Raw genomic sequence first — 21040 nt, 5'->3', positions numbered from 1 at the left:
GGGAGCGCGGCGTGACTGGTCAGGGGCCTCTACGATCTGCAACTGAAGACTATGCACGGCTTCGAGCGGCTGTTCTGCGACGAGACGCCGATGCCAGTGCTCGATCCGGGACGCGGCCGCACGAGGATCTGCCAGTTCTGGGCGCACGCGACGGACGATCGGGCGTGGAAGGGGCCGGCGCCGCCGGCGGTCGCCTACGTGTTCGCAGGTGGTCGCGGCAAAAAGGAGATCGTGGCGCAGTTAGCCGGCTTCGAAGGCGTGCTGCAAGTCGACGGCTATGCCGCCTACGCCTCGCTGGCGGGCGATGCGATGATGTCGGGCCAGATCCAGCTGGCGTATTGTCTCGTTCACGCGCGCCGCAACTTCGTGAGGGTGCACAAGACGACGAACTCACCCTTCGCCGCGGAGGTCATCGAGCGCATTGCGGCCGTCTACGCGATCGAGGAGAGGATCCGCGGTCTCGATGCTGGGGAACGCCGCGCGACGCGACAGGCCGAGACGAAGCCGCTGATGGAGGCGTTGAGGGCCCGTCTGATCGCGGTGAAGGACGGGATCTCCCGCCGCTCGACGCTCATCAAGGCGATCGACTACATGCTCGAACGCTGGCAGGGCCTGACGACGTTCCTGGATGACGGGCGGCTCGAGCCGGACACCAACACGGTCGAACGATCGATCAGGCCAATTGCGATCGGAAAAAAGAACTCGTTGTTCAGTGGTGACGAAGGCGGGGGCGAGACCTGGGCGATACTCGCTTCGCTTCTTAACACAGCGAAATTGAATGGCCTCGACCCCGAGGCGTATCTCGTCGACGTTCTCGATCGCATGGTGAGCGGCGCCACGAAGACCAACCAGCTTCACGAACTTCTGGCCTGGAACTGGAAGGCCGCACGCGAAGCCGAAAAGCGGGCCGTGGCATGACGAAGCCGAAGCAAGGGCGGGGAACGCGAAAAGCACGCAAGACGACGATGGCGGACTATGCCATGTCGTTCGAACGGCTCGGGCAATGGATCAGCAAGCGCGCCAGGTCGCCGACGCTTCGGCATCCGCGGGCGACGTCGCTCTCCATGCTCGATGGCGCGGTGGCCGCGGTCGTCGCCGGGCCGGTCTCGATGGCGTCCGAGGAATGGGTGTGCCCGCTCCTCGGCGTAGATCCCGACGCCTTCAATCACGACACCGAGGAGTTCTCGGCAATCGCCGCCACGCTGATGCGCCACAACGCTATCAGCGAGACGCTGTCGACGAGACCGGAGAGCTTCGAGCCGCTGTTCGTGCGATCACCGGACGGCGAAGTCGACCCGCAGCCCTGGTGCATGGGCTTCTACGCCGTCATGAAGCTTCGGCTTCTCGTCTGGTCGCGGCTTCTCCCCCCGAATGGAACCGAACACCTTATGCTGCGGCCGATCTTGGTCCATTGCATCGACGACGCCGGTCGACCCTTGCTACCCCCGGCCCGGCGCACGCTGGGAACGCAGCCCATCATCCAAAACGCCTGGCGCAACATTCCAGCAACCGTCGAGGCCCTCCGGCAGTTCTGGATGCCTATACGCTTCAAGCGCGGTGCGTAGGCCGTCCGCACCAAGTCCGTGGCTCCGTGGGCCTCTCGTACCGTTTACCCTCGACTGCCGGGCTGGCGTGGCCTTTGGCGGGCGATCTGACCGACGCCGTTCTTGAACAACGTCTGTTTGCCCATGCCGGCGTCAGGCGCGGCTTTCGCCGGCGCCGGGAGCCGGATTGGGCCTCGCTGGCCTGTGAGCTGAAGCGGCCTGGCGTCAATCTGATGGTGCTGTGGGAGGAGTACCGGGCGGTCCACCCGGAAGGTTATGGCTACAGCCGGTTCTGCGATTTATTCCGAGAATTCGACCGGCGGCTGTCTCCGACGATGCGGCAGGACCATCCGGCCGGCGACAAGGTCTTTGTCGATTACTCCGGCAAGAAGATCATGATCGTTGATCGCGAAACCGGGGTTGTACGCGATGCGGAGATCTTCGTCGCCGTGCTTGGCGCCTCGAATTACACCTACGCCGAGGCGACCTGGACGCAGACACTTCCGGACTGGATCGAGGCCCATGTCCCCCCGCGGGTCACTTCAAATTCCTCCGGGTGTGGTCAGTCAAATTCCTCCACCCGCGAGGCAGGACAAGGGACTGTTAGTTTGAGTTTGTTTCCCGGGCAAGAGCTTCAGCGGCTTCTTTGAGCCGATAGCTGCGTCCGTCGAACTCAAGCAGATGGCAATGATGCATAAGGCGATCGAGGATCGTCGTGCTCATAGTGTTGTCCCCAAGGTATGCCCCCCAATCCTGCACGACGCGATTGGAGGTGACGATGACGCTGCGGCGCAGTTTGTAACGCTGATGGATCAGGGTCTGCAGCAAAGTGCCGGCGTCGTCGGGGATGGCGCGTGCGAGGAATAGATCGTCCAGCACGAGGAGATCGCAGTCGATGATGGTTCGCAGCCGGACCTCGCGTTGTGCCGGAGAGTTCAGGGCGTAGCGGTGGAAGAAGTCGTCGGTCTCAAGATACTGGACCTTGTGGCTTTGCAGGATCGCCTGATAGGCAATCGCCTTGGCGATGTGCGACTTCCCGGTGCCAGGTTTGCCAACAAGCAGAGCGTTCTCGCCAGCGGCAATGAACGCCAGGGTGTGGAGCTGGAAGCAGGTCTGACGTGGCAGTTTGGGATTGAAGGACCAGTCGAACTCGGCGAGCGTCAGCTTTTCGTCGAGCCCGGATTGCTGGTATCGCCGCTCGATAAGACGGGACTGACGACGGTCCAGTTCATCCTGCAGGATAAGGGAGAAGGTCTCGAGGAAGGGCTGGTTGGCGCCCTGCGCCTGGAGCACGCGCGTCTGCAGCGTGTCGCGGACACCCGACAGGCGCAGCTGTCGTAGGCAACGCTCAATTTCCGGCATGGTCATCATGTGGCTAGGTCTCCAGTTTAAGGTGAGAAGGTGCAGCGGGAGCGCTCGTGGCGCCGGAGTTGGCCGGGGTTGCGCAGGCGACACGAGCGCGGATTGCCGTGGCGTGATCGTCGTGAGCCTCGGCCTGCCGACCATTGTCGTCGGCGTCGCGCCGCACAGCGCGGCTGAAGAGGTCGCCGTATTCCGCGGGGGTACGGATCAGCGGATGATCCTGGGTGAGCGGCGATGCCGGCTGTGGCGTCACTCCAACCTGCTCGATCGCCTGTTCGAACAACCGCTCGACGGTCGCACGCACGTGCTTGTAGCGGTAGATGCGGTTGTCGATGGCGTGCGCGCAGGCCTGCTCGACCAGCCGCGCCGGATACTTCCGGCCCAGCCCGACAATGCCCCACATCGCGCGCTGTCCGGGGCGCCCTTCGGTGTCGAACACCTGCTGGCACAAGGCCCTGGTCTGCGGTCCGATGCGCTCGGCGCTCGCCAGCAGCACGGCGGTTTGCCGCGACGGGTTGAACGGCCGTTCGCTGGTCGGCAGGACGACAGAACCGGGGTGCGCCATCCGGGAATGAACACGCAGCAGCGCACGGGTGTGGCGATCACGGATCTCGATCGTGGTGGTGTAGATGCGCACGACGACCTGGCTGCCGATCGGCGCGGGCCGCGCGGCGTAATAGCTGTTGTCGACGCGTACGGTGGTGTCGTCGCAGACAGTCCGGACGACTTCGGTGAAGATGCGGAAGGGAGCGACAGGCAGCGGCCGCAGGTGCGGCTTCTCTTCCTGGAACATCGCCTCGACCTGACGGCGCGTGCTGCCGTGGATGCGTTTGGAAGCCCAGTTCTCCTCCCAGTGCCTCAAGAACTCGTTTTGCGCCTCCAGCGTCTCGAAGCGCCGTCCGGCCAGCGCAGTGCCCTGGGTATGTTGAATCGCATTCTCGACGCATCCTTTCCGATTTGGATCGGCCACGCGCGCGGGATCGGCGACCACGGCGTAATGAGCCAGCATCGCGCTGTAAATCGGGTTGAGCTGGGGCTCGTACAAATCCGGCTTGAGGACGCCTTCCTTCAGGTTGTCGAGCACGACATAGCTGGGGACCCCGCCAAAATACCGGAACGCCTCTTCGTGGAGCTGCGCCCAGACTTGTTGGCTGGACTTCCAGACTACCCGCCGGAAGCTGCGCCGCGAGTAGCGTAGCGTCATCACGAACAGGCGGGGACGACGGTACCGCCCGCTCTTCGGATCAACCGTCGGCGCGCCCTCGCCATAGTCGACCTGAGCTTCCTCGCCGGGGAGGAACTCAAGACGATCAAACTGCTCAGGATCAGCGTGCCGCAACCGGCGCACAAACCGCTTGACACTCTGGTAGCTGGACGGAAAGCCAAATTGATCAACCAGGTCCTGGTAAATCGCCTGCGCGTTCCGCTTCAGCCGGACCTGTTCTTCGATCCACGTCCGATGCGCTTCGCAAGCCGAACGGGCCAGGCTGCTGGTGACCGTCGCTTCCGATGTCCCAAAAGCCGGTGGTCGGGGTGGAGGAATTTGGCCGTCCGCGCTCACCGAGCCGGTGGTCACTTCCCCGGGGGAATTTGCCTCCGCACCGGCCCGCAGCGCCTGATAACGCCGGATCGTCTTGCGATCGACACCCGTCAGCCGGTGAATCTCGCGCTGGCTGGTGTTGCGATCAAGTAATGTAAGTACGGTGCTTTGCAGATGTCGCTTCAAGACGTTCAACTCCCCGGCCCCTTGCTGGCTAAAGGGGTCGAACATAAACGTCCTGCCTGACCGGCTACTGCTGTTCAGCGGCGCTGACGGCGATCATCAGGTGGGGGAGTTTCAAGTGACCATACCCGGGGGATTTTGACCGACCCACGGGGATGTCCGGATGTTCCGGTTCTTTGGCGGGGTGCCGCGCCTCGTCGTCCCTGACAATCTGAAGTCCGGCGTGCACCGGGCTTCGTTCTACGACCCTGAAATCAATCGCAGCTACGGGATGATGGCGTCCCATTACGGCGTTGGCGTCCTTCCGGCACGGCCAAGAAAGCCGCGGGATAAGGCAAAAGTGGAGGCCGGGGTTCGGTTTGCCCAGACCTATATCCTCGGGCGGCTTCGTCGCCAGACCTTCTTCTCGTTGGCCGAGGCGAACGCAGCCATTGCCGCTGCGCTGGAGCGGATCAACGCGCACATCATGCGCCGGCTCGGTGTCAGTCGCCGTCAATTGTTCGAGACGGTCGAGATGTCGGTCCTGGCGTCGTTGCCGGACGCCGATTATCAGTTTGCGGAATGGCGCGTGGCCCGCGTCTCGCTCGATTATCATGTCGAGATCGACGGCTTCTTCTACTCAGTTCCACACGGCCTGATCCGGGAGCAGGTCGACGTCCGCGCCACCACCCGGACCATCGAGCTGTTCCATCGGGGTTCGCGTGTTGCGGCTCACCAGCGCCGCTACGGCGGCCGCCGGCACGGCACCGATCCCGACCACATGCCCAGCGCGCATCGGCGTTACGCCGAGTGGACTCCCGAGCGGTTCCGTCGCTGGGGACGATCGATCGGGCTAAACACTGAGGGTCTCGTCCTCGCCATTCTGGCCAATCGGCCTCATCCCGAACAAGGATTCCGGACCTGTCTGGGTGTGCTTCGGCTGTTCAAGGATCTCGATCCGGAACGCGCCGAGTTGATCGCGGCCCGCGCGGTTGCGGTCCGCGCGCTGACCTACAAGAGCATCGCCTCGATCATCGCCAACAAGCTCGACCGCAGCGCTCGCCCCACCGATGACGTCGTCGTCGACCATCCCAATCTGCGCGGCCCCGGCTACTTCCATTGAAAGGAAAATCCAGCATGCTGACCCATCCCACGCTCGACCTGCTGCAAAATCTCGGTCTCCACGGCATGGCCAAAGGCTTCAAGGAGCTTGATGCCCAGCCCGAAGCACGCAGCCTCGAACATGCCGAATGGCTGGCCCTGCTCCTGGAACAGGAGAAAACGCAGCGACAGCAAAAGCGGTTTGAGAGCAGAGCTCGCGCCGCCAAGCTACGTCATGCCGCTTGCGTCGAGGATGTCGACTACCGTGCCATCCGCGGGCTCGACCGCACGCTCTTTCTAAAACTCGCCGCCGGCGACTGGATCCGAGCGAGGCATAATCTCCTCGTCACTGGGCCATGCGGCGTCGGCAAGAGTTGGCTTGCTTGCGCCCTCGGCCACAAGGCCTGCCGGGACGACTTCGCCGTTGCCTACCATCGCGTCCCGCGTCTGTTCGCCGCTCTCGCACTGGGACGCGCCGACGGACGCTATACCAGGATGCTGCGGGCGATCGCACGACTTGATCTGCTGATCCTGGACGACTGGGGACCAGAACCTCTCGACGCCGACCAGCGCCGTGATTTGCTCGAAATCGTCGAGGATCGATACGAAGCCCGTTCGATCATCGTCACCAGCCAGCTGCCCGTCGATCGCTGGTACGAAATCATCGGAAACCCCACCATCGCCGACGCGATCCTCGATCGCCTCGTCCACAATGCCTACCGCATCGAACTCAAAGGAGAGAGCCTCAGGAAGCAGAAGCAACCCGCTCAAGATCAACCGGTCTCTTGACCTTCCCAGCCCTCGACGACATCATGAAATTGACCCATGCGAACGACGCCACGGGTGGCCGGCTTCAGATCGGAATACCCGGCCGGCTTCGAATTGGAATACATGGCCGGCTTCGTTGGAATCCACAGTCTATCTCGCGGCGGTCGTCGATGTGTTCAGCCGACGGGTCCTGGCCCATCGCGTCTCGATCACAATGGAGGCGGCCTTCTGCGTCGAAGCGGTCCAGGAGGCGTTGGCGAAGCACGGCAGGCCCGAGATTTTCAACACGGATCAGGGCAGCCAGTTCACCAGCCTCGAGTTCACCGATGTGCTGCTGGACGCGAAGATCGCCATCAGCATGGACGGCAAGGGCGCCTGGCGCGACAACGTGTTTGTCGAGCGGCTCTGGCGCACGGTCAAATACGAAGAAGTATATCTCCGCGCCTACGACAGCGTGTCCGAGGCGCGAGCGTCAATTGCCAAGTATCTGGCCTTCTACAATCAGGGACGCCCTCACTCGAGCCTTGACGGGCGCACGCCCGACGAGGCTTACTTCGGCACGCAAGCTATGGTGATGGCCGCATGACCGTCGCCGACGGTTTTGTCGTCGCTCTGGTCGGGCTACGCCCTCCCGACGCAACGACAAAACCGTAAAGCCCCGCGTTCAGCATAACCCGGCAGGAATCCACTTAAATCCAGCGGGGCGCTGTCCAAACAACCGGGGCCAGCTCTCCGGCGCGCATGCGGTATCGTGCTGAGAAGCGAAAGACCTTCGATGATCTGGTGGATATGCGCCTCGTCCTTGGCGCTGAAGAAAACGATGTGACGAATCATGGCCGTCCGTGGAGATGTCGCTGGCGGGTGCCATAACTATCTGGGAATAGATTCGGTTGCAATGAGGCTAGTCGCTTGCCGCATGATCGTCGCTTGCAACCGTCGGCGATCTGCAATGGAGCTTGCCAGATTTGCTCAGGACGCCGGAAGGGCAAGTCGCTCAATGGTTTGAATGTGCCGCGTGAGCAGGTTACAGGCGTGATCGACGTTGCGCGTTCGCAGGGCTTGCAGAATCAGGCGGTGATCTTGATTGGAGCGCGGTCGCCAGCCCACCGATCGCGCCATCGCGAACACCAATCGAGAATTGGCAAGCTGCAATCCATCGAGGCTCGCGAGCAGACGCGGCATTCCGCACGGCGCGACCAAGGCTTGGTGAAAGGCGCGGTTGGCCATCTCAAACTCCTCGATCGTCTTTGCATTGTCTCCTTCGATTAGGGCGAGCTCGATTTGAGCCAAATGAGCTGTTGTCAGTCTTGGCCCCGAATGGCGCAATGCCACCACCTCGAGCGCGGCGCGCATTTCGGCGATCTCCTTCACTGAATGGGTATCGAGCGGGGCAACCCGAACACCGCGACGCGGCACAGCGACAACAAGATGTTGTGCCTGCAGGTGCCGAAAGGCCTCGCGCACGGGGACGTGGCTGGAATTGAATTCTCGTGCAACGTGATCCTGACGGAGTGGTGCGCCTGGCGCTAAGGCGCCGCTGATAATGCGCTCAGCGATTGAGTCCGCGATGCGCGCGACCATCGTCATGTTGTCAGCAGTGATCATAGATTATCTACCGCAATAATCGGTGCATTTGCGAGGCAGCTCGATTAGCATCTCTTCGAGGGCGATGACTATAGATAATTTACGCGATTATCTACAATTGAGCGAGATTGGGTTATGGATGCTGCTGTGCAAGTCCAACGAAAGAAAGCTAGCAACGGGGCGCAGGTTCGTAATCATTGGAACGTCGAAGAGGCTAAGGCGCTCTACGACCTTCCTTTTGCCGACCTGATGCTTCAGGCGCAGCGCGCTCATCGCAAGAACTTCGATCCAAACTACGTCGAAACTGCGAGCCTGCTCAGCATCAAGACCGGCGGCTGTCCGGAGGACTGCGGCTACTGCTCGCAAAGCGCGCATTACGCGACCGGCCTGAAAGCGACCCGTCTGATGCGTTGCGCCGATGTGGTTGCGACCGCACAGCGCGCGAAGGATGCCGGCGCTACGCGCTTCTGCATGGCCGCGGCCTGGCGCACGCCAAAAGATCGCGATCTTGATTCCGTCTGCGACATGGTCAACGCGGTCAAAGGTCTCGGCATGGAAACGTGTGTCACGCTCGGCACGCTGACACCGAAGCATGCCGCGCGCCTCGCCGAGGCCGGCCTTGACTTCTACAATCACAACGTCGACACATCGCCCGAGTTTTACAGCAAGATCATCACCACCCGCAGCCTCCAGGACCGCATCGATACGCTGGCGCATGTGCGCGATGCCGGCATCAAGATCTGCTGCGGCGGGATTATCGGCATGGGCGAGCGCGTCGAGGACCGCCTAGGTATGCTCGTGTTGCTCGCCAATCTTCCCAACTATCCCGAAAGCGTGCCGATCAACCTGTGGAACAAGATTGAGGGCGTACCGGTGGAAGACACCGCGGAGCCTCCCGATCCGATCGCGCTGGTCCGGCTGCTGGCGACCGCGCGGGTCATGATGCCGAGGAGTGTGGTTCGCTTGTCCGCCGGGCGGCAATACATGACCGATGAATTGCAGGCGCTTTGCTTCTTGGCCGGCGCAAATTCAATCTTCGTCGGCGACGTGCTCTTGACCACCAATAACCCGAAAGTTGATCGCGACGCGGATCTGCTGGCCCGGCTCGGCATCACGTCCGGGCTCGCCTGACGGAAGCAGCGCGCCCAATATGTTGCCCCTACACCAGCCTAGGTGAGAAATGCAGATAACTTTGATGAAGGGCAAAATCCATCGCGCCTCAGTGACCGAAGCTGATCTGCACTATGAAGGCTCGATCTCGATAGATCGTACGCTCCTGGAGGCAGCAGGAATGGTGATCAACGAGCGCGTCGAAATCTACAATGTAGAAACAGGGACGCGCTTTGCCACCTACGTGATCGAGGCGCCGCCGATGTCTGGTACGATAAGCCTGAACGGTGCGGCTGCCCGACTGGTGATGCCCGGAGACAAGATCATTATCGTTGCATATGCCTCATTCGATGAGGCCGAAGCAAAGAAGTTCAAGCCACGCGTTGTGCGTGTGGACCGAGATAATCGCATCCTGGCAAGTTGAACCTAACGGGCCATCCTTCCTTCTTAAACGGCCAACGCATCTTTTGCGTGATTTGATGCGATCCTCGGAGTGATGAATGCGGTCGATCCAGACAGCTAGACTTAGTCCCTACGTCGCAGCGTTGAATGCCTTGAACGAAGATAAACGGCTGCGCTGCCTCAAGCCGCGCGTGGGGATCGATTTCGCATCGAACGACTATCTGGCGCTCGGGAACGCCTCGCGCATCAAAAAGGCGATGGTCGCCGCGCTCGAGGCGGGCACTCCGGTTGGAGCCGGCGGGTCGCGGCTTCTGCGCGGCAATTGCGAGGAGCATGAACGGCTCGAAACAGAAGCGGCTCAGTTCTTTGGCGCGGAGGCAGCGCTTTTCTTTGGAGGCGGCTACATCGCAAATTTTGCCCTCCTGACAACGCTCCCGCAGCGCGGCGATCTGCTCGTTCTCGATTCGCTCGTGCACGCCAGTATTCACGAGGGGGCGCGGGCCGGTCGCGCAGAGTGTCGAATTCACGCGCACAATGATCCCCAGTCAGTCGAAGACGCAATTCGCGCCTGGCGAAACAAAGGTGGAGCGGGCCGCGTGTGGATTGTGGCCGAAAGTCTCTACAGTATGGATGGCGACTTCGCTCCACTCGAAGAGCTAGTGGCAATCGCCGATCGCCAAGACGCGTTTCTGATCGTGGACGAGGCACATGCCACAGGCGCTTACGGGCATCAAGGACGAGGGCTCACGGCCCCTTATGACAAGCGCGAAAATCTCATCGTCGTTCATACCTGCGGCAAAGCGCTCGGTGCGGCGGGTGCACTTGTTACGGCCTCCGGCATCTTGCGCGATTTCATGGTCAACCGCTGCCGTCCGTTTATTTTTGCCACCGCCCCATCACCATTGATGGCCGTTGCCGTTCGAGAGGCACTCCTCACCCTGCAGAAAGAGCCGGAGCCGCAGCAACGGCTGGCCAAACTCGTTGCGTTCGCGCATCGGCAGATCACCTCGCTTGGTTTGCGCACACCATCGACCTCTCAGATCGTGCCCTACATCGTAGGTGACAATGCTCATGCAATGCGACTTGCCTCTGCTCTGCAGGCGCGCGGCTTCGATATCCGCGGAATTCGGCCGCCAACCGTCCCTGCAGGCACCGCCCGCTTGCGAATTTCGTTGACACTCAATGTTGGCGAAGCGGACGTGCGCGCGATGCTCGATGCGCTGGTTGAGGTGACGAGGGGCTCGTTTCGATGAATAAACGGATCGTCGTGACTGGTACGGACACCGGGGTCGGCAAAACGGTATTCTCCGCAGGGCTCGCCGGGCTTCTCGGCGCGAATTACTGGAAGCCGGTCCAGGCTGGACTCGAACAAGAGATCGACTCCGAGTGCATCCGCCGCCTCGGTGGCCTCTCGTCCGATCGGATTGTCCCGGAGCTCTATCGACTTCGGACGCCCGCGTCGCCCCATCACTCAGCGGAGATCGACGGCGTTCGCATAGATACAGAGACGCTTGGACTGCCGGACAGCGGCGAGCGGCGACTCGTGATCGAAGGCGCCGGCGGACTCATGGTGCCGCTGACAGCGCGCACGCTTTACATCGACATCTTCGAGCGCTGGCAGCTTCCCGTCGTGCTTTGCGCAAGGACGGGACTGGGCACAATCAATCACTCCCTGCTCTCCATAGAGGCTCTGCGGAAGCGTCAGATTCGAATCCTTGGGATTGCGTTCATTGGCGAAAGAAACGCCGAAACTGAAAGCGCGGTTTGCGAGATCGGGAGAGTGCGTTGGTTGGGACGGCTCCCGTGGCTTGTTCCCCTCACAAACGATAGGCTGCAGGCCGCTTTCAAAGACTCCTTTGTTAGCAGCGATTTCCTGAACCTATGAAGACAGCTAAGAGGTCGCCGATCTGGCATCCGTTCACGCAGCATGCTCTACAGCGGGACATGACGAAGGTGGTCCGGGGAGAAGGGGCCTATCTCTACACCGAAGATGGCCGACGCCTTATCGATGCAATCTCCTCCTGGTGGGTCGTGACCCACGGCCATTGCCATCCATGCATCGTGAACGCGATCCGAGAACAGGCAGGCAAGCTCAACCAGGTCATCTTCGCCGGATACACTCACGACCCGGCTGAGCAGGTTGCGACGGAACTATTGAAGGTCACCTCCCCAGCGCTCGAACATGTGTTCTTCTCCGATAGCGGGTCCACCAGCGTCGAAGTCGCGCTGAAAATGGCGCTCGGCTACTGGCGCAATACCGGAAGAGAGCGAACCAAAATTGTGGTGATGCAGCACTCGTACCATGGCGACACGATCGGGGCGATGTCGGTAGGTAGCCGAGGCATCTTCAATGCGGCCTACGGGGCGCTGATGTTCGAGGTGACCTCGATTCCGTTCCCGGCAAGAGATTGTGAGCAAAGAGCTCTCGATGCGCTTGAAAACGCGTGTCGAAACGAACATCCCGCAGCCTTTATCGTGGAGCCCCTGATATTGGGTGCCGGTGGAATGCTGATGTATTCGCCCTCGGTGCTAAGAGAGATGAAGCGGATTTGCGAAGCCTTTGACGTCCTGTTCATTGCGGACGAGGTCATGACAGGCTGGGGCCGGACGGGTACCTTGTTTGCGTGTGAGCAGGCCGATGTCACGCCCGATATTGCTTGCTATTCGAAAGGCCTCACGGCTGGGGCGCTGCCGCTCGCCGTCACACTGTGTCGTGCCGATATTTTCGATGCGCATTATTCTGAAGATCGCACGCGTACGTTTTTTCATTCGAGCTCATATACGGCCAATCCAGTGGCCTGTGCCGCCGCCAAGGCTAATCTGGACCTATGGCAGGATCAGGAGTATCGCTGGCGGCTGGCATCCTTGGCGAGGATGCAAGAACAGGCACTCGCGCCGTTCCGCCTCGATTCACGGTTCGCAAACGTGCGGCGCACAGGAACAGTCACAGCGGTTGAACTCAACACGCGCGATGCCGGCTATCTGGCGGACATCGGTCCGAGGCTTTTGGCTTTCTTCCAAGCGCGGGATCTGCTGTTACGCCCACTCGGTAACACGATCTACGTGATGCCGCCTTACTGCGTTACGGCGGCCGATCTTGATGAAATCTATACTGCCATCCGCGACGCTGCTGACTTGCTGATGTGAGATGCACGAGACTGTGCGATCGTCTGCAGTGACAGGATCTTGGAAGGGAAAGTGCCCGTATTGCTGCTTTTGATAGTGCAACGAGGATGCAGCCCCCAACTTAAGCGCTCCCGATCCAACTGCCGCAGTAATTCTGCGGGCTAGTCATGCAAGGCGCAGCATTTGACCGAAATGTCGAGCGAATTGCGTAAATCACGATAGAGAAATCAATTATCTTGACCAAATTCTCGGCGAGGCTATCTGCGGAAAGTACTGCTTCGCGAGGCAGCCGCACATCAGAGTCAAGGCTCTTGATGGCTGCAACAACCAGGAAGACGGACCGCCGGGCGGGCCGCACCTTCGGTGCGCGCGTGGTGCTGTGGTCAGAGGGCAGCGGGGCTTCCCAGGTAAATGTCTGACAGGAGGCGAGAATGCACATTGGCTTCCGTAATTCCCTCGACCATTCAGCCACTTGCTGCGCGATATGCGGCGGAAAGTTTGGGCTGATCCGCCATTACTGCTGGCGAACGGCTCTTTGCTCGAAGAGATGCGTCAACCGCTTCAAGGCGCGGCGGGAGGCCGATCAGAAATGGAGCTATGGCGGAATCTGGGTGATGACGGTGTGAGGAAGGCGGCGTATCGAGGCGGGTGACGAGCCTGCCAGAACCTCTCGAGGAGAGCGATACGCCATGACCGAGACTACCAATGTTCTTGCTTTCCGTCAGCCGTCCGCGGTTGATGATCCACTGACCGATATCGTTCGTGCCGGCGCGCGGGACCTGCTTGCCAGGGCGATCGAGATCGAGGTTGGCGCGTTTCTGGCCAGCACGGCCAATCTGACGCTGCCCGACGGTCGAGCGCGCCTGGTCCGACATGGGCACGGTCCGGTGCGCGAGATTGCGACCGGCATCGGTCCGGTGGAGGTCGCTCGTCCCAAGGTCCGCGACCGCGGAGCGAGCGGGCCAGGCGACCGCCTCCGCTTCAGTTCGGCAATCCTGCCGCTATGGGCGCGGCGGACGAAGAGCCTGGATGCCTTGATCCCGGTCCTCTATTTGCGCGGCATCTCGACCGGCGACTTCCAGGAGGCGCTCTCGGCGCTGCTCGGCAAGGATGCGCCGAACCTGTCGCCTTCGGTGATCGCCGGCCTGAAGGCCGATTGGCAGGTCGAGTACGAACGCTGGCAGAGACGCGATCTGTCGGCGCGTCGCTATGTCTACATCTGGGCCGATGGCGTGTACCTGCAGGCCCGCATGGAAGATCACAGCGAATGCATGCTGGTGCTGATTGGCACCACGCCGGAAGGCAAGAAGGAGCTGATCGGCTTCCAGGTCGGCGTGCGCGAGAGCGCGCAGAGCTGGCGCGAACTCCTGATCGACCTGCGGCAACGCGGGTTACGGATTGCCCCGCAACTCGCCATCGGCGACGGCGCCCTCGGCTTCTGGAAGGCACTGGACGAGGCCTTTCCCGGCACGCGGCACCAACGATGCTGGTGCCATAAAGTGAGCAACGTACTCGACAAGGTCGCCAAATCCGTGCAGGGCCCCATGAAGAACGACCTGCGGAACATCTATCTGGCCCCACACCGGGCCGAAGCTGAAACCGCGATCGACGTCTTCGTCGAGAAATACCACGTCAAATACGGACGTGCGGTGGAGTGCCTGATCAAGGATCGCCATGCGCTGCTCGCCTTCTTCGACTTCCCTGCTGAGCACTGGATCCACCTACGCAGCTCGAACCCGATCGAGAGCGTCTTCGCCACGGTGCGCCACCGAACGGTGCGGACCAAGGGATCGCTGTCGCAACAAACTGCGAAGCTGATGGTGTTCAAGCTCATCGACGCCGCATCGAAGACCTGGCGGCGATTGAAGAGCACGAACCAGTTGCCGAAAGTCATCGCCGGTGTAAAGTTCATCGACGGAATCGAAGTCATTCCGAACACTGAAAGCCACGCCGCCTGATCAGGCCGCGTCACCCAAAATCAGCCATAGCTCGAAATGGCTTCGTTGGCTTCGAGCGGCTTAGGAATGGACTGAGTTGTGCCGGTACGGCCCTGGTCAGAGAATTCGAGTGGCCCTCTAGAGCACGTGGAAATCAAGTGACAGAAACATCGGCAAAAATAATCGACTTCACGGCCTACAGGGCCAGCAGGCTGGCGCGGTCTGAGCGCGTTCGCGACGACATCTACTCGACCGCGACTCTCGCTGCGCTTACGGCGGCCTGTCACCTTTGGACGTTCCTGGCCTGCCATCCGTTTGCTTTGCTCGGTGCGCAGGCGCCGAAGCAGGAGTCTCACGAGTCCCCCTAGCGGGCAGACACGGAGATGTGCCCTAAAGACGAAGTCCCCACTGCGCGCATCTGCGCTCGGTCCGGTCGCCGTCACCGTTTGGAGAGACTGCAATCAGCCCAGAAACGCGTGCAGATGGTGACTCGTCGCGAGCGCCGCTCCTCGATTGAGGGCGCGGCTGGCATAGCCGCTGAAACTGCACGTGAAGACGAGCCATCGGGTGGTGAAATGGATGAGGAAGGTCTTGTCTCATGGTTGCGCGACCATTGGACTGTTTTTGCGCTGTTCCCCAGTTCTAGACAACTGGGATCTCCATCCTCCATGCCATTGACAGGTTTCTCCCGCGTTCTCTAGGAAGCGCCGACGGTGTGTGCGGAGCGGATTCAATATGAGCCACAGTTCAGAGCAGCCTCTAGAGCGTGTCACGATTCCGGCACTGCAGCAGTGGAAGGATAAAGGACGGCGTGTCGTGATGACCACCGCCTACGATGCGGTTGCGGCGCGCATCGCGGATCCCATTGTCGATATCATCCTGGTCGGCGATAGCGTTGGAAACGTCTGCCTGGGATTCGACAACACGCTGCCCGTCAGCGTGGCCATGATGAATCATCACCTGGAGGCTGTTGCGCGCACGAGGCCTCATGCCTTGCTTGTGGCCGACATGCCCTTTCTCAGCTTTCATGTCGGTTCTGAGGATACGATTCGCAATGCAGGAGGTTTTTTACAGCGTGGCGCCGATGCTGTGAAACTCGAGGGTGGTGCCAAACGCATCGAGATGGTACGCGCCTTGGTCGATTGCGACATTCCTGTGATGGGACATCTCGGTCTGACCCCGCAGAGCGTCAACGTCATGGGTGGATTCAAAGTGCAGGGAAGGACAACAGATACCGCCTTGCGGTTGCTCGATGACGCGCACCGTCTGCAGGAAGCCGGTTGCTTCGCGCTTGTCCTGGAGGGCATTCCTGCCGAGCTCGCGGCGCGAGCGACCGAATCTCTCACGATACCCACCATCGGGATCGGAGCAGGACCCGATTGCTCGGGCCAAGTGCTCGTGTTTCATGATGTCTTGGGGCTAACCGAAGGCCATCGCCCCAAATTCGTTCGTGCCTATACAAATGGATTCCAGTTGTTCCAGGAGGCGCTGTCGCGCTGGGCTGCCGATATCCGCAAAGGGGCGTTCCCGGGCTCAGAGGAGTGCTATCGGCTTCCTGATCAGCTTCGGCATGCCGTCGCCAACTGGGTGCCCTCCAGTTCAACCTCAAGGTAAGAAATGAAAGTAATTACGAAGGTGGCTGAGCTGCGTCGCGCCCTTGCAGACGTTCGCAATGCCGAAAAGCGCATCGGATTCGTTCCGACGATGGGATACTTGCACGACGGCCACCTGGCCTTGATCTCGGCCAGCCGGGAACACTGCGACGTCACTGTCGTTAGCATCTTCGTCAACCCCACTCAGTTCGGCCCAAATGAGGATCTCAGCAGGTACCCCCGCGACTTCGCGCGCGATGAAGCGTTATGCGGCAGTGCCGGGGTCTCCATCATCTTCGCGCCAAGTGCAGAGGAGATCTATCCGGCTCAATTTGAGAGCTTTGTCGAGCCGGGCGAACTCGCAAAGCCGCTCTGCGGAGCTTTCAGGCCTGGACATTTTCGTGGTGTAGCGACCGTCGTCTGCAAGCTATTCAACATGGTGCAGCCGGACGTCGCGTACTTTGGACAGAAGGATTTCAGCAATGCGCGGTAATACGCCGCATGACGGTTGATCTGAATCTTCCGATCGAGATTGTCACTGTGCCAACCGTGCGGGAGCCAGATGGGCTGGCAATGAGCAGTCGCAACCGTTATCTCTGCCCGGAAGAACGTGATCGGAGCTTGGCGATCAGCCGTGGTTTGTTCGCCGCAGCGCATGAGTTTGCCTCAGGGGAACGCGACGCCGCAACGCTGATTGCGCTTGCAAGAAGGCATTTGGAAAGGGTCGATCGACTACAGTACCTTGAGCTTGTCGACCCTGGGACTCTAAGGATTGCTGACAGCCCTCTGCGCTATCCGGCGGTGCTCTGTGTCGCAGCGTACGTCGGCTCCACGCGGTTGATCGACAATGTAGTCCTGTCCTGGTCGCCATCGTAGCGAGATCCGCAAGTGATTGCGCTCAGGAGCAGTCGAACCGGATGGGCTGGCCCTGAAATCCTCAACATCCTGGAAGAACTCTCGAAGACGATCCGGAACTGCCCTTTGCGTGCTGAACAACTCCCCCACGCTCGAGCTCATGATGTCGGTTGGAGATTGGCTCTGCCGCTGACGGGGTGGAGCGAGGCGGGGCCGCTCCACGCTGCCGAGATCATCCGCCTGCAAGCGGGCATCGCCAAAGGAGATTCGCTCAAAATCGTGTGCTGCCAATACGTGCGATTATGGATCAACAACCACGCGCCCATGACCATGAAATTACTTCACGATGGCGCAGACGACCTCGTCAAGCTGCAAAAAGCCGAAGCTCCCTAAGAGCGGCCAGGGGCGAGTCAAGGGGGCAGTGAAGCGCGGGCGCCGGATCCTGGCCCGATTTCGTCGCCAGACGTCGGGCGGGCGCTGGTTTTTGACGCAAAGATATGCTTCACCGCAAGAATTGGTCGCGATGTCCCTCTACAGTGTAGGATGCCAGGCGCTCGGGTTGAGCTATGGCTGATTTTGGGTGACGCGGCCTGATCAGGCGGCGTGGCTTTCAGTGTTCGGAATGACTTCGATTCCGTCGATGAACTTTACACCGGCGATGACTTTCGGCAACTGGTTCGTGCTCTTCAATCGCCGCCAGGTCTTCGATGCGGCGTCGATGAGCTTGAACACCATCAGCTTCGCAGTTTGTTGCGACAGCGATCCCTTGGTCCGCACCGTTCGGTGGCGCACCGTGGCGAAGACGCTCTCGATCGGGTTCGAGCTGCGTAGGTGGATCCAGTGCTCAGCAGGGAAGTCGAAGAAGGCGAGCAGCGCATGGCGATCCTTGATCAGGCACTCCACCGCACGTCCGTATTTGACGTGGTATTTCTCGACGAAGACGTCGATCGCGGTTTCAGCTTCGGCCCGGTGTGGGGCCAGATAGATGTTCCGCAGGTCGTTCTTCATGGGGCCCTGCACGGATTTGGCGACCTTGTCGAGTACGTTGCTCACTTTATGGCACCAGCATCGTTGGTGCCGCGTGCCGGGAAAGGCCTCGTCCAGTGCCTTCCAGAAGCCGAGGGCGCCGTCGCCGATGGCGAGTTGCGGGGCAATCCGTAACCCGCGTTGCCGCAGGTCGATCAGGAGTTCGCGCCAGCTCTGCGCGCTCTCGCGCACGCCGACCTGGAAGCCGATCAGCTCCTTCTTGCCTTCCGGCGTGGTGCCAATCAGCACCAGCATGCATTCGCTGTGATCTTCCATGCGGGCCTGCAGGTACACGCCATCGGCCCAGATGTAGACATAGCGACGCGCCGACAGATCGCGTCTCTGCCAGCGTTCGTACTCGACCTGCCAATCGGCCTTCAGGCCGGCGATCACCGAAGGCGACAGGTTCGGCGCATCCTTGCCGAGCAGCGCCGAGAGCGCCTCCTGGAAGTCGCCGGTCGAGATGCCGCGCAAATAGAGGACCGGGATCAAGGCATCCAGGCTCTTCGTCCGCCGCGCCCATAGCGGCAGGATTGCCGAACTGAAGCGGAGGCGGTCGCCTGGCCCGCTCGCTCCGCGGTCGCGGACCTTGGGACGAGCGACCTCCACCGGACCGATGCCGGTCGCAATCTCGCGCACCGGACCGTGCCCATGTCGGACCAGGCGCGCTCGACCGTCGGGCAGCGTCAGATTGGCCGTGCTGGCCAGAAACGCGCCAACCTCGATCTCGATCGCCCTGGCAAGCAGGTCCCGCGCGCCGGCACGAACGATATCGGTCAGTGGATCATCAACCGCGGACGGCTGACGGAAAGCAAGAACATTGGTAGTCTCGGTCATGGCGTATCGCTCTCCTCGAGAGGTTCTGGCAGGCTCGTCACCCGCCTCGATACGCCGCCTTCCTCACACCGTCATCACCCAGATTCCGCCATAGCTCGCTCGGGTTTGGAGCCGATAGGTGCCGTCTTGTGAAACGACATCGGAGCAGTGGCAAGCTATTTCTACCAACTCCATCGGGGCAGGTATGCCGAAGCGCAGCAGGCGCGATAAACGGCAAATCCTCTGGCCGCAATTGAACCTGATGAGGCTCGGCAACGAGCTAGCCCGTCCTATTCGTGAGAGTGCGGCTTTTGGGCCCGATTGATGCGGCCGCACATCTTGTCTGACGAGGCGCACAGGATTGCCTTCGGCTTTTCGCCGCCTGACGACCGGTACTTTGCAACGCGCTTGAGGGATGGGTTGGGCGAACGGGGGCGGACGCCCCGCCGGTCAAGGACCGAGCGGCAGCAGCGCGCCGGGCAAGCCGCAGATCAGGTCGGCTTCGGGACATGCCGCGGCAAACGCAAGGCGAATGCGGCTCGTGGTCTCGACGACACGGGCGGCGATTTTCAAGAGCCGAAGACGCAGCGTCGCGAACTCGGCAGCGGCCAATTCCCGGGCTTTGGGAATGGCGTCGCGCACGGTCAGCATCAGCCAATAAGCGGCCGTATGGAGCACGAGACGGACCTGGTTGGCGAGCGCCGAACGGCAGCTGGTGCGATCGGAGGCGAGCTGCGTCTTATGCAGCTTGATCAGATTCTCGGCTTGGCCGCGCGCGCAATACAGGCTGTCGTAGATCCACTCGGCCGAGCCGACATCGAGGCTGGTGACGACGAAGCGGATGTCGAGGCCGAGCATCGTCGCCTCAATACGGGCGACAGTGCGCCGTTCGCGATCCCAGGACTTTGCCTTGTGGCGCGTCTCGGTATAGCCACGCAGAACCGGCAGGTTCTCGATGGCGCGTCGCGTGCGGATGTCGTCGGCGACCTCGTCGACTTTTCTGGCGAGAGGCTTGGTGCCGGACAGACCGAAGATGTAGTCGATGCCGTTGGTCTCGCACCACGCCATTGCCTCCGGCCGGGCATAGTGCCCGTCGCCACGGAACGTAATTTGCGTGTTGTGCCATCGCGTCCGGATATGCCGTACCAGGCGGCGCAGATGGGCACGCACCTCGACGCCGCCCGGCGTCTTGCCGGGCCGCAGCACGACGGCCACGGGCCGGCTCTTCTCCGTGTCGTAGACGTGGATCGGCAGGAAGCAGCGTTCGTCATAATGAGCGTTGAACAGCGAGAGCTGCTGATGGCCGTGGACGACGTCGCAGGTATCATCGATGTCGAGCGTGACGGATGCCGGCTCGCGCGGGTAGCTATCCATCCATGCGTCGACCAAAGTGTAGGTCAGCCGGATCACGTCGCGCAGGCGCGGAGCATTCTCCAGCCGCGACAGCGTCGGCTGGGAACACAAATCCCGGCCCGTGTCCGGTAGGCGACCGCAGGCCAGCTTGAATGCCGGATCGGACCTCAGATGATCGAGGTCGTCGGCGTCCTCGTAGCCGCAGCAGATCGCGAACATGCGAGCGCGGAACATATCGACCAGGCTGTGCACGACCCGCGTCGGATCGCGCCGATCCGGGAACACCCGGGCCAGATTGTTGGCCAAACCGAGACGCCGCTCGGCCATCGCCAGAAGCATCACGCCCCCGTTCGAGGTTAGGCGCCCACCATCGAAGGCAGCTGTGACTTTCTTGGCGTGAACGGCTGGAAACGAGAAGGGCGGAATCGTATCGTCGGTCATGGCGGGCGTGGCGTTCGCGGTTGGAGGTGATGGGGTTGGCTTCGCAACCGAATCCTACGCCGCATCAGCGCTTTACCCCTCAGGCGCACTCTTACGAATAAGACGGGTTAAGTTGAAGAAAGATTGAGTGACTCCCGATCATTTCTGTGCCGAAACGTGGAGTCGCGGTCGTGCCGCGTCCAAAGAAACCGGCGCGAGCGGCCTATTAGACGCGGTAGGTGCTCAGCCTCCGAAACGAGACTATCAAGCATGAAGAGATCGAGCGCGAGGCAGAGGTTTTATTTGTGTTGAATTCTTGCTTCTCGATAGTGGTCTGAAATC

The 21040-nt window shown here is 61.1% G+C and carries 18 protein-coding genes and 3 pseudogenes; 15 read left to right on the top strand and 6 right to left on the bottom strand.

Features of this window, described 5'->3' with window-relative positions; translation table 11 throughout:
• The first annotated feature begins 15 nt into the window (after window positions 1-15).
• The 3 genes from tnpC (at window position 16) to ABIF91_RS09300 (ending at window position 2194) form a co-directional block, all read left to right on the top strand.
• A complete protein-coding gene (tnpC, locus tag ABIF91_RS09310; protein WP_424579098.1) occupies window positions 16-918 on the top strand; it encodes an IS66 family transposase in 903 nt (300 codons plus the stop codon).
• Entirely contained in the window at window positions 915-1565 is a 651-nt protein-coding gene (locus ABIF91_RS09305) for a UPF0149 family protein (RefSeq protein WP_063712394.1), read from the top strand. Before tnpC ends, ABIF91_RS09305 begins: the two co-directional genes overlap by 4 nt.
• A gap of 74 nt (window positions 1566-1639) precedes the next feature.
• A complete protein-coding gene (locus ABIF91_RS09300) occupies window positions 1640-2194 on the top strand; it encodes a hypothetical protein (protein ID WP_424579069.1) in 555 nt (184 codons plus the stop codon).
• Here the strand turns inward: ABIF91_RS09300 and istB (ABIF91_RS09295) are convergent.
• Both istB (ABIF91_RS09295) and istA read right to left on the bottom strand, forming a co-directional pair.
• Window positions 2148-2915, bottom strand: coding sequence for an IS21-like element IS1631 family helper ATPase IstB (gene istB / locus ABIF91_RS09295; RefSeq protein ID WP_038952109.1), 768 nt, complete (start codon window positions 2913-2915; stop codon window positions 2148-2150). The genes ABIF91_RS09300 and istB (ABIF91_RS09295) overlap by 47 nt on opposite strands.
• Before the next feature lie 4 nt (window positions 2916-2919).
• Window positions 2920-4677, bottom strand: coding sequence for an IS21-like element IS1631 family transposase (istA, locus tag ABIF91_RS09290; RefSeq protein WP_100214066.1), 1758 nt, complete (start codon window positions 4675-4677; stop codon window positions 2920-2922).
• Window positions 4678-4792: 115 nt separating this feature from the next.
• Here istA and ABIF91_RS09285 point away from each other — a divergent pair, with 115 nt between their 5' ends.
• The 3 genes and pseudogenes from ABIF91_RS09285 to ABIF91_RS09275 all read left to right on the top strand — a co-directional run.
• Window positions 4793-5731: a Mu transposase domain-containing protein gene (locus tag ABIF91_RS09285; RefSeq protein WP_424579068.1), complete on the top strand. Its 939-nt coding sequence runs from the start codon at window positions 4793-4795 to the stop codon at window positions 5729-5731.
• Window positions 5732-5745: 14 nt separating this feature from the next.
• Window positions 5746-6498: an IS21-like element helper ATPase IstB gene (gene istB, locus ABIF91_RS09280; RefSeq protein ID WP_038943657.1), complete on the top strand. Its 753-nt coding sequence runs from the start codon at window positions 5746-5748 to the stop codon at window positions 6496-6498.
• Between the two features lie 127 nt (window positions 6499-6625).
• Window positions 6626-7063: pseudogene (locus ABIF91_RS09275) on the top strand (transposase); the annotation flags it as partial.
• Between the two features lie 146 nt (window positions 7064-7209).
• Here ABIF91_RS09275 and ABIF91_RS09270 read toward each other — a convergent pair.
• Together ABIF91_RS09270 and ABIF91_RS09265 are read right to left on the bottom strand one after the other, a co-directional pair.
• Window positions 7210-7311 (bottom strand): annotated as a pseudogene (locus ABIF91_RS09270) (Dabb family protein); the annotation flags it as partial.
• Window positions 7312-7446: 135 nt separating this feature from the next.
• Window positions 7447-8082 carry a GntR family transcriptional regulator gene (locus ABIF91_RS09265; protein ID WP_028181999.1) on the bottom strand — a complete coding sequence of 212 codons (636 nt, stop codon included), beginning with the start codon at window positions 8080-8082 and terminating at the stop codon, window positions 7447-7449.
• A 114-nt stretch (window positions 8083-8196) separates the two neighbouring features.
• On the opposite strand from ABIF91_RS09265, the gene bioB reads away from it, so the two are divergent.
• The 9 genes and pseudogenes from bioB to ABIF91_RS09220 all read left to right on the top strand — a co-directional run bounded on the left by bioB (window position 8197) and on the right by ABIF91_RS09220 (window position 17476).
• Window positions 8197-9192, top strand: a complete 996-nt coding sequence (gene bioB, locus ABIF91_RS09260; protein ID WP_424579067.1) for a biotin synthase BioB — start codon at window positions 8197-8199, stop codon at window positions 9190-9192.
• Between the two features lie 49 nt (window positions 9193-9241).
• Entirely contained in the window at window positions 9242-9595 is a 354-nt protein-coding gene (gene panD, locus ABIF91_RS09255; protein WP_028153343.1) for an aspartate 1-decarboxylase, read from the top strand.
• Between the two features lie 76 nt (window positions 9596-9671).
• Window positions 9672-10826 carry an 8-amino-7-oxononanoate synthase gene (locus tag ABIF91_RS09250; protein WP_035680777.1) on the top strand — a complete coding sequence of 385 codons (1155 nt, stop codon included), beginning with the start codon at window positions 9672-9674 and terminating at the stop codon, window positions 10824-10826.
• Window positions 10823-11458 carry a dethiobiotin synthase gene (bioD, locus tag ABIF91_RS09245; RefSeq protein ID WP_011084893.1) on the top strand — a complete coding sequence of 212 codons (636 nt, stop codon included), beginning with the start codon at window positions 10823-10825 and terminating at the stop codon, window positions 11456-11458. The genes ABIF91_RS09250 and bioD overlap by 4 nt, the downstream gene beginning before the upstream one ends.
• Window positions 11455-12720, top strand: a complete 1266-nt coding sequence (locus tag ABIF91_RS09240) for an adenosylmethionine--8-amino-7-oxononanoate transaminase (RefSeq protein WP_011084894.1) — start codon at window positions 11455-11457, stop codon at window positions 12718-12720. Before bioD ends, ABIF91_RS09240 begins: the two co-directional genes overlap by 4 nt.
• 668 nt (window positions 12721-13388) lie before the next feature.
• Window positions 13389-14657, top strand: a complete 1269-nt coding sequence (locus ABIF91_RS09235; RefSeq protein ID WP_038952271.1) for an IS256 family transposase — start codon at window positions 13389-13391, stop codon at window positions 14655-14657.
• A 714-nt stretch (window positions 14658-15371) separates the two neighbouring features.
• Window positions 15372-16250, top strand: coding sequence for a 3-methyl-2-oxobutanoate hydroxymethyltransferase (gene panB, locus ABIF91_RS09230; RefSeq protein WP_026312929.1), 879 nt, complete (start codon window positions 15372-15374; stop codon window positions 16248-16250).
• Window positions 16251-16253: 3 nt separating this feature from the next.
• A pseudogene (gene panC, locus ABIF91_RS09225) lies at window positions 16254-17104 on the top strand (pantoate--beta-alanine ligase).
• A 12-nt stretch (window positions 17105-17116) separates the two neighbouring features.
• Window positions 17117-17476 (top strand): hypothetical protein, encoded by a 360-nt coding sequence (locus ABIF91_RS09220; RefSeq protein WP_011084898.1) that lies wholly within the window; start codon window positions 17117-17119, stop codon window positions 17474-17476.
• A 201-nt stretch (window positions 17477-17677) separates the two neighbouring features.
• Here ABIF91_RS09220 and ABIF91_RS09215 read toward each other — a convergent pair whose 3' ends face one another.
• Together ABIF91_RS09215 and ABIF91_RS09210 are read right to left on the bottom strand one after the other, a co-directional pair.
• Window positions 17678-18946 carry an IS256 family transposase gene (locus ABIF91_RS09215; RefSeq protein WP_038952271.1) on the bottom strand — a complete coding sequence of 423 codons (1269 nt, stop codon included), beginning with the start codon at window positions 18944-18946 and terminating at the stop codon, window positions 17678-17680.
• A 429-nt stretch (window positions 18947-19375) separates the two neighbouring features.
• Entirely contained in the window at window positions 19376-20719 is a 1344-nt protein-coding gene (locus ABIF91_RS09210; protein WP_208086440.1) for an IS1380-like element ISBdi2 family transposase, read from the bottom strand.
• Window positions 20720-21040: the final 321 nt, after the last annotated feature.

It is taken from the genome of Bradyrhizobium sp. USDA 241, from assembly GCF_049739505.1.
Lineage (GTDB): Bacteria > Pseudomonadota > Alphaproteobacteria > Rhizobiales > Xanthobacteraceae > Bradyrhizobium > Bradyrhizobium liaoningense.
The sequence above is the reverse complement of the archived record's forward strand: the minus strand, read 5'-3'. Positions and strand labels throughout refer to the sequence as shown.